Source organism: Streptomyces sp. NPDC111516, from assembly GCF_055635345.1.
On sequence record NZ_JBVKBV010000002.1, the window covers coordinates 420,592 to 435,697 of the forward strand.

The following is a 15,106-nucleotide window of genomic DNA, read 5'->3' on the forward strand; positions in this document are numbered from 1 at the left end:
AATAAGTGAGTGACCGTCAGTATCCTTTCGGAATACGTCGGTCGCGATGCAACGGGGGAGCGGATGACGGTCATCGTCGGGTCCACGACACCGGGGGAGGACGACCCGATCCCGGTCGTCGTGGATGCCGAGGCCTTCACGACGGAACCGGCGCTGACCGGGGACGGCGAATCCTTCTACGGTTCCGGTGACACCAGGGGCGGCGCGGACGCTGCCCGGCGCGTCCTGAGCGGCGCCGGTGATCTGTACGGCGACGGGCTCGATCTGGCGCGACGCTGCGCCGCCCAGGCGATGCGCAGGCTCGGGGAACTCGGTGACGGAATGCGGCCCGACGAGATCGAACTCCAGGTCGGGATCACCTTCGAGGCCGGCATGGCGGCTGTGGTGAAGGCCGGAGCCGAGGCGCAGATCCAGGTCACCTTCCGCTGGCAGCCCGGCAACGAGGGGCAGGCCACTGCCACGGCGACACCCTCATGAGCGAGTCACTGTCCGTGGCCGCCGCCCCGGCGGCCCGGGTGCCGATCCTCCCGTACAGCCGGATCGTCGGGCAGGAGGAGCTCAAGCTGGCCCTGGAGCTCAACTTCGTCTCGCCGAGGATCGGCGGGGTGCTGATCGCCGGGCAGCGGGGCACCGCCAAATCCACCGTTGTCCGCGCCTTCGCGCTCATGTCCGGCGGCGAACTGCCCGTCACGCTGCCGATCAACGCGACCGACGACCGGGTTGTCGGCGGCTGGGAACTGGACTCGCTGATGCGGGGCGTGGCGAAGCCGCAACCCGGCCTGCTCGAAGAGGCCGACAGAAAGGGATTGCTGTACATCGACGAGGTCAACCTGCTGGACGACCACCTCGTCAACATCATCCTGGACGTCGTCTCCACCGGTGTGCTGTCCGTCCAGCGCGAGGGCATCGACATGGCCAGGCAACTGTCGTTCGGACTCGTCGGCACCATGAACCCCGAAGAGGGCAGCCTGCGGGCCCAACTGCTCGACCGCTTCGGCCTGATGGTGGCGGCGTCCGAGCTGGATCTCGCCGAGCGCAGGCGGATGATCACGACCGTGCTCACCTTCGAGGAGGAACTGGAGACCGAGGACTCCGCCTGGCTGCGCGCCGCACAGCACGAGGACGACACACTGCGTACCGCGCTCCTGGCGGCGAGGGACCGGCTCAAGGACGTCCGGCTCGACGAGAGCGTGAGCGGGCTCTGCGCCGAGGCGGCGGAACTGTTGGGCGCGATCGGGCAGCGCGGTGACCTCCTCGTGGCGAAGACCGCCCGTGCGCTGGCCGCACGGGACGGGCACCGGCAGGTCGAACCCGACCACGTCCGCCGTGTGCTGCCGCTGGCCCTGCGCCATCGCAGACCGGACTCCGCCCACGGCGCCGCCCTCACCTGGGGGCCGGACGAGGACGACCGCGTCAGCGCCCTCTTCGGCTGAGCCGCCGATGCCCGCATCCGTGCCACCGCCCGTGCCCGCCGCGGACGCCGACGAACTCCCCCGGCGGCTGCTCACCGCACTGGTCTGCGCCGCCGTCGAGCCGAAACTGTCCGGGGTGCTGCTGTTCGACCTTCCCGACGCGCACCTCGCCACCGTCGCCGCCGTGTGGGAACGGCTGCTCGCCGGTCCCACCGGCACACCCGTCCCCCGCACCGCCCTCACCGCCGCCACCACGGACGAGGACCTGTGGTTACGGCCCCGGGTGAGCCGTGGTCCGCACGGCATCGACTTCGCCCTGGACCCCGGACCGCTAACCGAACCCGTGCCCGGACCCTCCATCGTCATCGTTCCCGACCTCGCCAGGCTCAGCGTGCCGGGGAAGCGGGCAGCCATACAGCTCCTCGGCGCCGATGTCGCCACCGTCGAACAATCCGGGCTGAGACGCCGTTGGCGGCCGCAGGCCCGCTGGCTGGCCGTCTGCCGCACGGAGGACGTCCAGCGCGTCTCTCCGCACCTCCTGGACCGCTTCCCGCTCCGCCTCACCGTCCCGGGGCTGCGCACCCGACCGGGCGACGCCCCGCTCGGCCCCCTCCCGACCGCCTGGGCCACAGCCCTGGACCGGGCCCGTTCCACCGGCCCCAGGCCGCCCCTCCGGCCCGCCGCCGGTTTCGCGTCCCGAGTACTGGAACTCCTCGACGACCAGGACGGCACCGGGCAGCGCAGACCCCTCGCCCTCTCCCGGACCGCCCGCGCCCTGGCCCGGCTCGACGGTGCCGAACGGATCACGGCCGATCACGCCGAAGCGGCCGCCCGTCTCATCCGCCTGCGCAGCGTCCGGCGGCCGACCGTCGAGCCACCTTCCGAGTCCGGCACCATCGACACCGGCCGGGGCGCTCCCCGCATCGTCTCCGAACCACGGCCCGGCACCGACCCACGTCCGTCGCCCGGCACGCCCGTCCTGGAACCCGGGCCCGCCGAGCACATCGGGTCAGGACTCGCGGCCGGCCCCTGGCCGACCGCCGACACCCCGTACCCGGAAGACACCTCCGGACCGCCACCGGAGGACGCGGCCCTGCGCACCCCGGGCCGCCGCACCACCGGCCCCCGGGCCGCCCGCGGCCCCGTCGTCGGCGTACGCCCTGCCCGGGACCTGTGGGACCTCGCGGCGGTCCGCACGGCGATGGAGGCGGCCAAGTACCGGGCGGTACGGGAGCGGAGCGACCGTCTGGTGATCATGCCGCGCGATCTGCGCGGGTACGTCCGGGCACCGGAACCGGTCCGGATGCTCACCCTCGTCCTGGACCACACCTGCCGCGAGGACTGGGACTGGCACGCGGCACTCGACCCGTACCTGCAATGGGCCTATGTCACCCGCGCCCCGGTGCACGTGGTCGAAGTGGGCGGGCGCGGGGCACCGAACGAGGTACGGGCCGAGTCCTTCACCGCCCTGTCCACCCGCTCCCCGCGGATCACCGCGGCTCTGAACCGGCCGCCCGGCCGGGCCACCCCGCTCGCCCACGGACTGAATCTGGCCGAACAGACCCTGCGCCGGGCCTTCCAGCACCACCGCGCCGGCCTGGTGGAAGCGCTGCTCGTCGTGGTGACCGATGGGCGCGGCAACGTTCCGCTCGCCGCGAGCCGGCGCGGCGAGGCCGGACGCGGCGCCGTGGGCCGCACCGGCATCGACGACGCGCTCGCCGCGGCCGGCCGGATCAGCGGTATGGACCGGACCCGGCTGCACAGCCTGGTCGTCGACCCGGGGCGACAGCCGTACCCGGAGCTTCCGCACCTGCTGGCCGAGGCCCTCGACGGCAGAGTGGTCATGGGCAGGCCGGAGCACGAGGCGGCCGACCGTGGGCGGTGAATCCGCGGGGCTCCGCCGCCTGCTGGAGAACTCCGTGGCCACGGGGCGACGGCTGGCCAGGACCCCCGTACCGGCCGGGGTGCGCCCCGGACGGCGCGAACGGGGGCTCGGGCTCACGGAGGCCGATGCCGACAGCCGGCCCCCGCCGCACACCGCCCGGATCACGGTCGTCCCGCACCACGACTGCCACGGCGGCCCCCAGACGTTCGGGGTCAGCGCCTGGTGCGGCGGGGTGCCCCCGCTTCCGTACACCACCGGGCCGACCCAGCTGCGCCCCACCGGCATCGGCCTGGGCAACGCCCTGGGCGACGGCCCCGCCCCCTCCCAGCTGCTCCGCGACATCCGGCACTGGTCCCGGAACCAGCAGCGGCTCGCCGCCTGGATCAACCGGGCCCGCGCGGTGCACGGCGACGCGCTCCAGGTCACCATCCACGACGACACCGGCTACGAGATCCCCTGGGAGGCGTTCTGGCTGCCGGCCGATCCAGCGAACGGGCTGGGCGAGGGGCTGCTCGGAACCCTGGTCGCGGTCACGCGGTGGCTCACCATCCGCAGCACCGAACTGGTGCTGCCCGAAGCGTCCGTATCGGCCGCGGGCGACGTGCTCGGTTACTACTTCCACGACGCGAACGCGGCGCGCGTTCACCGCAGCGGGGTACGGCACATCCATGACATGCGGGCCGACATGGCGGTCTTCCAGGGGTACGCGCACCGCCCGCACGTGACGATCGACGGCTTTCTCGACGAGCTCGACGCCTGCCCGGCCGATCCCGTCGGCCTCGTCTACATGGCGGCCCACGGCACCTACGACGATCGGGTCGACGCGCTCACCCTCGCCGAGGTGACCTGGGCCGAGTACGACGACCGCCCGATGACGGTGCTCGACAAGGACCACTCGATGGTTTGTCTCAACGCCTGCCACTCGGCCAGGTTCGTCCGCAACACCGGGCTGGGGGAGACGGACCTGCGGGGTTTCACCGAACTTTTCCTCCGCAAGGGCGCCGGAGGCTGCGTCGTCGCGGCCGGACAGGTCGGCGACAGCGAGGCACGCGAACTCATCCGGCAACTGGTCGGCACCCTGGCTGCCGAACCCTGGCGGCCGGTCGCCGACTCGCTGCGCCTCTTCCGGGCCCGTGCGCTCGACGAGTTCGGCCCCTTGACGAACCTGCCGCGCGCCCGGCACGAAGGACGGTTGAACGTGGACGGACAGAGGCCCGTCCTGCGTCTGCTGTACAGCCTCATGTTCCAGTACTACGGGCATCCGCTCAGCACGCTCAGCCTGACCGGACCACGCCCCGACACGGCGATGAGCGGGGAAGGAGGCGCACCGTGAACGGCGACGATCCGACCCTGCTCATCGAACCCGTCGTCAGCCGGCCCCGCGAGGCCGAGGCGGGATGCGCCTATCTCGTCACCGTCGACCTGCGCGGTCCGCTCGGGCCGCAGGGCGAGGAGGACCCGGGGGCCTGGCCGTACCAGGACGAGGAGTTGACCTTCACCGTCGCACTGGACGGTGGCCGGCACTTCGTCTGCGAAGTGCTCGACGACCCCGCGCTCGTACTGCACCGTTACGGGGGTACGTACGGCCCGGCCCGGTTCGTCGTCACGGCGGGCCGGGCCACCGGGCCCGCCGAGCTGTGGCTGACCATCACCAACCAGTGGGGGACACCGGTCCGCAAGGCTGCTCTGCCCTGCCGGATCACGCAGTCGGCGGGGGACGGCTCGGGGCGGACCGCTCCGGTCGCCCGATACGTGCCCGCTCGGCCACCCGCCTCGGAGGAGTATGGACCCGAGGACCCGGCACTGTCCGGGTGGCCGGAGAGTGATGTGGCCGACGCGCTCTGGCCGGCACGCCAAGCGGGGGAGACGGAAGGGGCCGAGGAGACCGGGCAGGAGGAGGAGCAGACAGGGGCCACTGGAGACGGCGCGGAGGACGCCGGGGGCCTCGCGCCCGTTGAAGCGCTCGCGGTCCCGCGCACCACGCCCGGTCCGGTGGACCACGTCACCATCAGTTTCGCCGGTTTCAACCGGGCCTGGGCGGCGTGGATCGGGGACCGTCTGGAGCGGCGCGGGGTGACGGTGGTCCAGCAGCGCTGGGATCCGTCGGCGGAGGTTCCGCTGGAGGAGTCGCTGCGGCACCTGACGCTCACCCGCGGCCAGGTTTTGGCAATCCTCAGCGACTGGTACTTCCAGCTCGGCGAGCGCGGCCACGAGGAGTGGAACAGGGCGCTGCGCGAGGTCGTCGGCGCCGACCCCGATCGTTTCGCCGCCGTCTGCGTCACCACGTCCGCGCTGCCCGGCGCCACGGCGGCCTTCGGTGCGGCCGACCTGACCAACGTCGGTGCCGACGAGGCCGAGCGGCGGCTCCTGGTGCGCCTGGGCCTGCCCACCGACCCGCTGCCCGAGCCCGTCGGGGCCGGGCAGGGGCCCCGGTATCCGGCCGACACCCCCGAGGTGTGGGGCGGGGTGCCGCGCCGCAACACCCGGTTCACCGGCCGCGACGAGCTGCTCACCGCGACGTACGAGTCACTGCACGGGGCCCGGCCGGGCGCCGGGGTCGTGGCCCTGCACGGGATGCCGGGCGTGGGCAAGACGCAGCTGGCGGCGGAGTACGTCTACCGGTTCGGATCCGAGTACGACGTGGTGTGGTGGGTGCCTGCCGACCGCCGGTCCCTCTACCGCCAGAAGCTGGCCGAGCTGGCGTCCGGGCTGGGCCTGTCCACGGGCGCCGAGTACGGGGAGCGGCTGCGCGCGGTCCGGGACGCGCTGCGTCGCGGCGAACCGTACGCGCACTGGCTGCTGATCCTGGACGGCGCGGACGAGCCCGAGCACATCTGGGACCTGGTGCCGACCGGCCCCGGACATGTGCTGATCACCTCCCGCAACCCGGGATGGGGCGAGCACCACAGCAGCCTCGTCGAGGTCCCCGTCTACGAACGCGACGAGTCCGTCGCCTTCATCCGCCGCCGCGCACCGCGCCTGACCCCGTACGATTCCGGCCGGCTCGCCGAGGCCCTCGAGGACCTCCCGCTCCTCCTCGACCAGACGGCGGGCTGGCTCAACGACTCCGACATGTCCGTCGAGGAGTACATCGAGCTCCTCGAAGGCGGCATCGACCAGGACGTCGTCAAGGTCTCCGTCGACTTCCCGCTGACCTTCCGCACGGCCTGGTCGATACTGCTGAACAAGCTCAAGGAGACCGTCCCGGAATCCGTCGGTCTGCTGCGCCTGTGCAGCTTTTTTGCCCCCGATTCCATCCCCCTGCGACTGCTGCACGGGGTCGCCTGGGACACCGTCGGCGGCCTGGAGGCGTTCACGGACCCGGACCGGCTCGACCAGGCGGTCCAGCAACTGCTGCGCTACTCGGTCGTCAGACTGGAGACCGCGGTGCCCCCGGGCCGGGGGGCGGCGGACCCGCACAGGGCTCTCCACATGCACCGCATGATCCACCGCATGGTGCGGGGCGAACTGACGGCGGCCGACCGCGCGACCTGCGCCGTCGCGGCCCGTGGCGCGCTGGCCGCCGTCGACAGGGGGCGGCCCTCCGACGTTCGGACATGGACCACGTACGCTGCGCTCACCCCGCACCTGAAGTGGGCGGAGGTACTGGAGAGCACCGAATCCGCGGTGCAGGACCTCGTCCTCGACTGTCTGCGCTACATGTACCTCTCGGGCGAGTACGGCAGCGGCATCCGGCTCGCCGGACCGGCCAGGACCTCCTGGACGGCCCTGCTCGGTGATACCCACCCCCGGATCTGGGACCTCGGCCACCACTACGCAAATCTGCTCCGTGCCGTCGGCGACTACCGGACGAGCGAACGTCTGGAGCGTGCGGCGGCCGACTACCTCGGGGCCGAACGCGGCGAACACGACCTGGAACACCTGCGCGCCGTCGGCGGCCTCGCCGCCGACCTGCGGGGCCTCGGCCGGTACACCGAGGCGCTGCGGCTCTCCGTCTCGATCAGGGACCGCTACCTCACCCTCCTCGGCCAGGAGGACTACCGCACACTGAACGCGGACAACAACCTCGCGGTGTCGCTGCGGCTCCTCGGCCTGTACGGCGAGGCGCTGGAGCAGGACCGGCACACGCTGGACCTGCGGCGATCCGTGCTGGGCGGACAGGCCCCCGCCACCTTGTACTCGGAACTCAACTGCGCCATCGACCTGCGGCTGCTCGGACGCCACCGCGCAGCCGAGGAGGCCCTGGGGCAGACGGTCCGCCGGCATCTGGCGGCGATCGGCGCCAACAATCCGCAGACCTTGCGCGCCCAGCACAACCTCGCGCTGTGCCGGTACCTCGCGGGTGACCCGGCCGCCGCCCGGCCCGCACTTGCCCGGGTGCGGCGGGACTGTCTGCGGCTCCTCGGCGAGCACCACCCGCTCACCCTGCTGATCACGGCGAGTGCGGCCTGCGCGGAGCGGCGGGCGGGGGACCCGGACCGGGCATTGCTGCTGCACGAGCAGGTGGTGGCGGGGTACAGATCGATGCTGGGCCACGAACACCCGTATACCATCGGCGCGGAGGGGAATCTCGGGCTGATGCGCTGGGCGCTGGGGGAGCTGGACACCGCGAGCCAGGAGATCGAGCGGGCCCGCTCGATGATGGCCGGGGCGGTGGGCGAAGGACACCCCTGGGCGCTCGGTTGCGCGTTCAACGCGGTGATCGTCCGGACGCGCAGCGGGCGGACCGACGAGGCGCACGAGCTGGGCCGGGTGAACGGCCCGCGGACGACGGCGCTGCTGGGGGCGGACCACCCCCTCACCGCTGCCTACCGGCAGGCGGAGGACCCGGCACGTGCCGAGCGCCTGCACTTCTGGGACTTCGAACCCCTGATTGTCTGAAGGGTCTGCGTCCCGCCCGTACGCCGAAGGGCCCGCCCCCGCGATCGTCTCGCGGGGGCGGGCCCTTCGGCGTGCGTACAGCGACCGGTCAGGCGTCGAAGACCTCGGCGACCAGCTGAGCCTGCTCGGCCTGGTGGCGCTTGGCCGAGCCGACCGCCGGGGACGAGCTGTGCGGCCGCGAGATGCGGCGCAGGCGCTCACCGTGCGGGATGTCGGCGCCGACGGCCAGGTCCAGGTGGTCGATCAGGTTCAGGGCGATGAACGGCCAGGCGCCCTGGTTGGCCGGCTCCTCCTGGGTCCAGAGGTACTTCTCGGCGTTCGGGTACTTGGCGATCTCGGCCTGCAGCTCGGCACCCGGCAGCGGGTAGAGGCGCTCCAGACGGATGATCGCCGTGTCCGTGGCGCCGCGCTTCGTACGCTCGGCCTCCAGGTCGTAGTAGACCTTGCCGGCGCAGAACACGACCTTGCGGACGTCGTTCGCGTTCACCGAGTCGTCGCCGATCACCGGGCGGAAGCCGCCGGTGGTGAACTCCTCCACCTTCGACGCGGCCGCCTTGAGGCGGAGCATCGACTTCGGGGTGAAGACGATCAGCGGCTTGTGGTGCGGGTTGTGCACCTGCCACCGCAGGAGGTGGAAGTAGTTCGACGGCAGGGTCGGCATGGCGACCGTCATGTTGTTCTGCGCGCACAGCGTGAGGAAGCGCTCCGGACGGGCGGACGAGTGGTCCGGGCCCTGGCCCTCGTAGCCGTGCGGCAGCAGCAGCGTGACGCCGGAGGTCTGGCCCCACTTCTGCTCGGCCGAGGAGATGAACTCGTCGACGACTGTCTGTGCGCCGTTGACGAAGTCACCGAACTGGGCCTCCCAGATGACCAGCGACTCCGGACGGGCCAGCGAGTAGCCGTACTCGAAGCCCATCGCCGCGTACTCGCTGAGCAGCGAGTCGTAGACGTTGTAACGGGCCTGGTCGTCGGAGAGGTAGAGCAGCGGGGTGTAGTCCTCGCCGGTCACCTGGTCGACGAGGACCGCGTGCCGCTGGCCGAAGGTGCCGCGGCGGGTGTCCTGGCCGGCGAGCCGGACCGGGGTGCCCTCCATCAGCAGCGAACCGATGGCCAGGGTCTCGCCCATGCCCCAGTCGATCGTGCCGTTCTCCACCGAGGACGCGCGGCGCTGCATCTGCGGCATCAGGCGGGGGTGGACGGTGATCCGGTCGGGGATGTTGACCTGGGACTCCGCGATGACCTTCACGACCTCCTGGGAGACCGCGGTGGTCACGGCGACCGGGAACTCGGGCTGGACCTCGGGGGTGTGCGCCGGAGCGGGCAGCGAGGTGGCCTCACGGACCTCCGCGAAGACCTTCTCCAGCTGGCCCTGGAAGTCCTGGAGCGCCTGCTCGGCCTCTTCCAGCGTGATGTCGCCGCGACCGATGAGGGACTCGGTGTAGAGCTTGCGCACCGAGCGCTTCTTGTCGATCAGGGTGTACATCTGCGGGTTGGTGAACTCCGGGTTGTCGCCCTCGTTGTGACCGCGGCGGCGGTAGCAGATGAGGTCGATCACGACGTCCTTGTTGAACGCCTGCCGGAATTCGAAGGCGAGCCGGGCGACCCGGACGACGGCCTCGGGGTCGTCGCCGTTGACGTGGATGATCGGCGCCTCGATCATGCGCGCCACGTCCGTGGCGTACATCGAGGAGCGCGAGGACTCCGGGGCGGCGGTGAAGCCGACCTGGTTGTTGATCACCACGTGCACCGTGCCGCCGGTGCGGTAGCCGCGCAGCTGCGACATGTTGAGCGTCTCGGCGACGACGCCCTGGCCCGCGAAGGCCGCGTCGCCGTGGAGCGCGACGGGCAGGACGGTGAAGTCCGTGCCGCCCTTGTTGATGATGTCCTGCTTGGCGCGGGCGATGCCCTCCAGAACCGGGTCGACCGCCTCCAGGTGCGAGGGGTTGGCGGCCAGCGAGACCTTGATCTGCTCGCCGTCCAGACCGGTGAAGGTGCCCTCGGCGCCCAGGTGGTACTTCACGTCGCCGGAGCCGTGCATCGACCGGGGGTCGAGGTTGCCCTCGAACTCGCGGAAGATCTGCGCGTACGACTTGCCGACGATGTTCGCCAGCACGTTCAGCCGGCCACGGTGGGCCATGCCGATGACGACCTCGTCGAGGCGGGCCTCGGCGGCGGAGTCGATGACCGCGTCGAGCAGCGGGATGACGGACTCGCCGCCCTCCAGCGAGAACCGCTTCTGACCGACGTACTTGGTCTGCAGGAACGTCTCGAACGCCTCGGCGGCGTTCAGCCGGCGCAGGATGCGCAGCTGCTCCTCGCGCTCGGGCTGCTGGGCGCGCGGGCGCTCCACCCGGTCCTGGAGCCACTTGCGCTGCTTCGGGTCCTGGATGTGCATGAACTCGATGCCGGTGGTGCGGCAGTACGACTCACGCAGCACACCGAGGATGTCGCGGAGCTTCATCATCGACTTGCCGGCGAAACCGCCGACCGCGAAGTCCCGCTCCAGGTCCCACAGGGTGAGGCCGTGCTCGGTGATGTCCAGGTCGGGGTGCTTGCGCTGGCGGTACTCCAGCGGGTCGGTGTCGGCCATGACGTGGCCGCGGACCCGGTAGGAGTGGATCAGCTCGAAGACCCGCGCGGCCTTGGTCACGTCGCTGTCGTGCGAGGCGTCGATGTCCGTGAGCCAGCGGACCGGCTCGTACGGGATGCGCAGCGACTTGAAGATCTCGTCGTAGAACTCGTTCTCACCGAGCAGGAGCTGGGCGACGATCCGCAGGAACTCGCCGGAGGCGGCGCCCTGGATGACCCGGTGGTCGTACGTCGAGGTCAGCGTCATGACCTTGGAGATGCCCAGCTTGTTCAGGGTGTCCTGGGAGGTGCCCTGGAACTCGGCGGGGTAGTCCATCGCGCCGACGCCCATGATGAGGCCCTGGCCGGGCATCAGGCGGGGCACGGAGTGCACGGTGCCGATGCCGCCGGGGTTGGTCAGCGAGGCGGTGACTCCGGTGAAGTCGTCCATGCCGAGCTTGCCGTTGCGGGCGCGGCGGACGATGTCCTCGTAGGCCTGCCAGAACTCGAAGAAGTTGAGCGTCTCGGCCTTCTTGATGGCCGCGACGACCAGCTGGCGGTCGCCGTTCGGCTTCACCAGGTCGATGGCCAGACCGAGGTTGACGTGCTCCGGCTTGACCAGGGTCGGCTTGCCGTCCTTCACCGCGAAGGAGTGGTTCATCGCCGGCATGGCCTTGAGGGCCTGCACCATCGCGTACCCGATGAGGTGCGTGAAGGAGATCTTCCCGCCGCGGGCGCGCTTGAGGTGGTTGTTGATGACGATGCGGTTGTCGAAGAGCAGCTTCACCGGAACGGCGCGGACGGACGTGGCCGTCGGCAGTTCCAGCGAGGCGTTCATGTTCTTCGCGACGGCGGCCGACGGGCCGCGCAGCGTCACGTACTCAGGGCCGGCCGGGGCCTCGGTGGCCGGAGCCACCGCAGCCTTCACCGGGGCCTCGGCGGGCTTCGCGGCCGGCGCGGCCTTCGCCGGTGCTGCCGGGGCAGCGACGGCGGGAGCGGCCTGTGCGGGCGCCGGAACCGCGGGCGCCGGGGCCTTCGCGGCCGGAGCCGGGGCCTGCGCCGGAGCGGCCTGGGGTGTGGTGGTCGGTGCGGTGGCGGCCGGGGCCGGGGTCACCGCAGCCCCCGCGGCTGCGGCACCGGGAACGGGCTTGTCCGCCGTGCCGGACGTACCCGGCTTGTAGTCGGCGAAGAAGTCCCACCAGGCCCGGTCGACCGAATTGGGGTCCTGGAGGTACTGCTGGTAGATCTCGTCGACGAGCCACTCATTGGGGCCGAAAGCCGCAGCCGGGTCGGAACCCGGGCTGGCTTGGTCGGTCGAGATGCTCGAGTTACTGGGGGACTGAGACGACACGGCGGCAACCGCCCTCTTCCGCTTCACAAGGTGATGGACAGCGGAAATCAAGGCTACGCCTCCCGAGCCGTTCCATGCAGGCCGGGCCGGTCTTCGTCGTGCAAGTCACATCGGAAGGCGCGTTTCGGCGCACGAAATGGCGGGAAACAAGCGTGGTTCCGCTGCACTTCGGGTACGCAGGGCCGCAGCTACGGCCCCTTGGACCGTACCCCTGAAAGAGAACACGCAGAACGTTCCCTTCCGGTTCGAACCCTATGTCAACCTCGCGGTTGCGGGATTCCCGGAAGAGTGACCTGGATGCGGCAACCGCGAGCGGATTCGGCCACGCCGATTCGTCCGCCGTGCAGATCCACCGCCCAGCGGGCGATGGCCAGGCCCAGGCCCGTACCGCCGTCGCTGCCCGGACCGTGCGGGGACGGCACCTCGCCGCGGTTGAAACGCTCGAAGACCCGGTGCCGCTCGGACTCCGGAATGCCCGGGCCCTCGTCCAGGACCTCCAGTGCCAGGGATTCCGGTCCGGCCCCGCGCCGGGCCAGCACGGTGACCCTGCCGTGCGGCGGGCTGTGCTTGACAGCGTTGTCGATCAGATTGGCCACGACCTGGTGCAACCGTTCCGCGTCCGCGTGCGCGGTCAGCTCGGGTGGCGACACGTCCAGATGCAGATGGACGTCCTTGCGGGTGTGATTCCCGGAGCCGGAGGACAGCCGACGGTGCGAGGCGGCGAGGTTCGCCTCCTTCAGCACACCGGACAGATACGGCCACACCTCGAAACGGCGGGCCTTCAGCGTGACCACCCCGTTGTCCAGACGGGACAGGTCCAGCAGCGTCTCCACCAGCCTGCCGAGCCGCTCGGTCTGCTTCAGGGCCGTGCGCATGGTCTCCGGATCGGCCGAGGACACCCCGTCCACGACGTTCTCCAGCACGGCTCTCAGCGCCGCGATGGGTGTCCGCAGTTCATGGGACACATTGGCCACCAGCTCCTTGCGGTGCCGGTCCACGGCCTCCAGATCGTCCGCCATGAGGTTGATCGTCTGGGCCAGGTCGCCGAGCTCGTCACGCCGGCCGGCGCCGCTCACCCGTCTGGTGTAGTCGCCGTGCGATATCGACCGGGCCACGGTCGTCATCTCGTCCAGCGGTGCCGTCAGGCCGTGCGCCACGAACTGGGTGATCAGCAGGGTCGCGATCACCGAGAACACCGTGATGAAGCGCAGCTCCGTCCTGGTACGCAGGGCCACCATCAGGAGCCCGGTGGTGATGAACACCGAGACCACCACGAGCGTGCCCAGCTTGGCCTTGACCGAAAAGGGACGCAGTCCGGAACCGGGCCGGGTCATGGAGCCGGGGTCTCCAGGGCGTAGCCGACACCGTGCACGGTACGGATCCGCTCCGCACCGATCTTCCGGCGCAGCGCCTTGATGTGGCTGTCGACGGTGCGGGTGCCGGAGGCGTCCGCCCAGTCCCAGACCTCGGCCAGCAGCTGCTCCCGGGAGAGCACCGCGCGCGGCGTATTGGCCAGGCAGACCAGCAGATCGAACTCGGTCGGCGTGAGGTGGACGTCATCGGAGCGCACCCGGACCCGGCGCTGCGCGTGATCGATCTCCAGCTCGCCGAGGCGCAGTATGCCGCTGCGCGGAGTGACCGCGGCCAGCGCCGCACGCTCGACCCGGCGCAGCAGGACATGCACCCGGGCCGCCAGCTCGCGCATCGAGAACGGCTTGGTCATGTAGTCGTCGGCGCCGACCCCGAGGCCGACCAGCATGTCGGTCTCGTCGTCCCTGGCGGTCAGCATCAGCACCGGCACCGGCCGCTGGGCCTGCACGCGGCGGCAGACCTCCAGGCCGTCGAAGCCGGGGAGCATGATGTCGAGCACCATCAGATCGGGCTGCCACGCCTCGGCCGCGTCCACGGCCGCGGGCCCGTCGAGTGCGGTCTGCACCAGAAAGCCCTCGGCCCGCAGCCGGGCGGAAATGGCATCGACGATCGTGGCGTCGTCCTCGACCACCAGCACCCGGCGCTGCGCGCCCGGGGTGGCCGCGACACCGTTGTGGGTGGTGTGTGTCTGTTCCATCGCCCCGCCCCTGCCCGTTCTCACGGGGGCCATTCCCCCGGAGGCACGGTCTTCGCTTGTGGATGTCATGGGTGATCCCGTCACCGGTCAGCAGCGTAAAGGCAGCGGACTGCTCTCGGCTACGCAGGGTGTAACGGCTTGGGTGCGGCGAAGTGGCGGAGTGTCGGCCTTGTGGCGCTTGGCCCCCGGGCGTCCGGGGTCATGGATACCCGGTGGGGGCTCTCAGTCTGTCCGAAGTGCGAGATGCACCACGTCGGGAACACCTCGGGCAACACGGATCTCTTCGGTTCTTACCCCACTGAATCCGGCATTCCGCAAGGCTTGTTCGAAGTCGGCGGACGGCTGTGCGGACCACACCGCGAGAACGCCGCCCGGGGTCAGCCGCTCCCGGCAGTCCGCGAGACCGGCGGGGGAGTACAGGCTCGTGTTGTCCTCGGTGACGGTCCAGTCCGGCCCGTTGTCGATGTCCAGGCACAGCGCGTCGTAACGGTCCGTAGTCGTGCGCAGATACGCGACGAGATCCGTCGTCAGGATCGCGGTCCGCGGATCCGCGAGCGCCGCACCGGAGATCCTCGCCAGTGGCCCTTCCCGGTGCCAGTCCACGATCGCCTGCTCCCGCTCGACGACGGTGATCCGCCCCCATCGTGGCTCGGCGGCGGCCCGCACGAGCGAGAACCCGACCCCGAGCCCTCCGATGAGCACCGCCGGCGTCGTCCGGCCCGCGGGCAGCGCGGCCAGCGCCGCGTCGATCAGCAGCCGCTCGGACCGCCCGTCCGAGGTGTCCATGAGGAAGCATCCGTTGGCGATGATCTCGAGGCCGTCACCCCGCTCCCGCAGGACGACCTCGCCGTACGGGCCTTCCCGGCGGTCGAGCGTGACGGGGGCGAGGGGGTCGAGGCCGTGGATCACGGGGCTGTGGAACGCGGGGCCGTGGATTTCGGGCATGGTGCGGGTCTCCGGTGGATGACGGATGCGGTTGA

The 15,106-nt window shown here is 71.1% G+C and carries 9 protein-coding genes; 5 read left to right on the forward strand and 4 right to left on the reverse strand.

From position 1 onward, the window contains the following. Positions 1-63: 63 nt before the first annotated feature. Genes ACZ7L9_RS07545 through fxsT form a run of 5 tightly spaced genes read left to right on the forward strand, consistent with a single transcriptional unit; the run spans position 64 to position 8,139 of the window. Positions 64-477, forward strand: coding sequence for a CU044_2847 family protein (locus ACZ7L9_RS07545; RefSeq protein ID WP_471413367.1), 414 nt, complete (start codon positions 64-66; stop codon positions 475-477). Then, positions 474-1,433 (forward strand): AAA family ATPase, encoded by a 960-nt coding sequence (locus tag ACZ7L9_RS07550; protein WP_471413369.1) that lies wholly within the window; start codon positions 474-476, stop codon positions 1,431-1,433. The genes ACZ7L9_RS07545 and ACZ7L9_RS07550 overlap by 4 nt, the downstream gene beginning before the upstream one ends. Before the next feature lie 7 nt (positions 1,434-1,440). After that, positions 1,441-3,297, forward strand: coding sequence for a hypothetical protein (locus tag ACZ7L9_RS07555; protein WP_471413371.1), 1,857 nt, complete (start codon positions 1,441-1,443; stop codon positions 3,295-3,297). After that, positions 3,287-4,630, forward strand: a complete 1,344-nt coding sequence (locus ACZ7L9_RS07560; protein ID WP_471413372.1) for a CHAT domain-containing protein — start codon at positions 3,287-3,289, stop codon at positions 4,628-4,630. The genes ACZ7L9_RS07555 and ACZ7L9_RS07560 overlap by 11 nt, the downstream gene beginning before the upstream one ends. After that, positions 4,627-8,139, forward strand: a complete 3,513-nt coding sequence (gene fxsT / locus ACZ7L9_RS07565) for an FxSxx-COOH system tetratricopeptide repeat protein (RefSeq protein WP_471413373.1) — start codon at positions 4,627-4,629, stop codon at positions 8,137-8,139. The genes ACZ7L9_RS07560 and fxsT overlap by 4 nt, the downstream gene beginning before the upstream one ends. A gap of 88 nt (positions 8,140-8,227) precedes the next feature. On the opposite strand, the gene ACZ7L9_RS07570 is transcribed toward fxsT, so the two are convergent. From ACZ7L9_RS07570 to ACZ7L9_RS07585, 4 genes are all read right to left on the reverse strand, one after another. Then, complete coding sequence (locus ACZ7L9_RS07570) at positions 8,228-12,058, reverse strand: multifunctional oxoglutarate decarboxylase/oxoglutarate dehydrogenase thiamine pyrophosphate-binding subunit/dihydrolipoyllysine-residue succinyltransferase subunit (protein WP_471413375.1); 3,831 nt, start codon at positions 12,056-12,058, stop codon at positions 8,228-8,230. A 257-nt stretch (positions 12,059-12,315) separates the two neighbouring features. After that, entirely contained in the window at positions 12,316-13,392 is a 1,077-nt protein-coding gene (locus ACZ7L9_RS07575; RefSeq protein WP_471413376.1) for a HAMP domain-containing sensor histidine kinase, read from the reverse strand. Next, positions 13,389-14,126: a response regulator transcription factor gene (locus ACZ7L9_RS07580; protein ID WP_471413378.1), complete on the reverse strand. Its 738-nt coding sequence runs from the start codon at positions 14,124-14,126 to the stop codon at positions 13,389-13,391. The genes ACZ7L9_RS07575 and ACZ7L9_RS07580 overlap by 4 nt, the downstream gene beginning before the upstream one ends. A 222-nt stretch (positions 14,127-14,348) precedes the next feature. Continuing rightward, positions 14,349-15,071, reverse strand: coding sequence for a spermidine synthase family protein (locus tag ACZ7L9_RS07585; protein WP_471413379.1), 723 nt, complete (start codon positions 15,069-15,071; stop codon positions 14,349-14,351). Positions 15,072-15,106 lie beyond the last annotated feature (35 nt).

Bases quoted from the DNA above. Each gene is read 5' to 3' on its own strand.
- ACZ7L9_RS07545 (WP_471413367.1), top strand. From the start codon at position 64: ATGACGGTCATCGTCGGGTCCACGACACCGGGGGAGGACGACCCGATC.
- ACZ7L9_RS07550 (WP_471413369.1), top strand. From the start codon at position 474: ATGAGCGAGTCACTGTCCGTGGCCGCCGCCCCGGCGGCCCGGGTGCCG.
- ACZ7L9_RS07555 (WP_471413371.1), top strand. From the start codon at position 1,441: ATGCCCGCATCCGTGCCACCGCCCGTGCCCGCCGCGGACGCCGACGAA.
- ACZ7L9_RS07575 (WP_471413376.1), bottom strand. From the start codon at position 13,392: ATGACCCGGCCCGGTTCCGGACTGCGTCCCTTTTCGGTCAAGGCCAAG.
- ACZ7L9_RS07580 (WP_471413378.1), bottom strand. From the start codon at position 14,126: ATGGAACAGACACACACCACCCACAACGGTGTCGCGGCCACCCCGGGC.
- ACZ7L9_RS07585 (WP_471413379.1), bottom strand. From the start codon at position 15,071: ATGCCCGAAATCCACGGCCCCGCGTTCCACAGCCCCGTGATCCACGGC.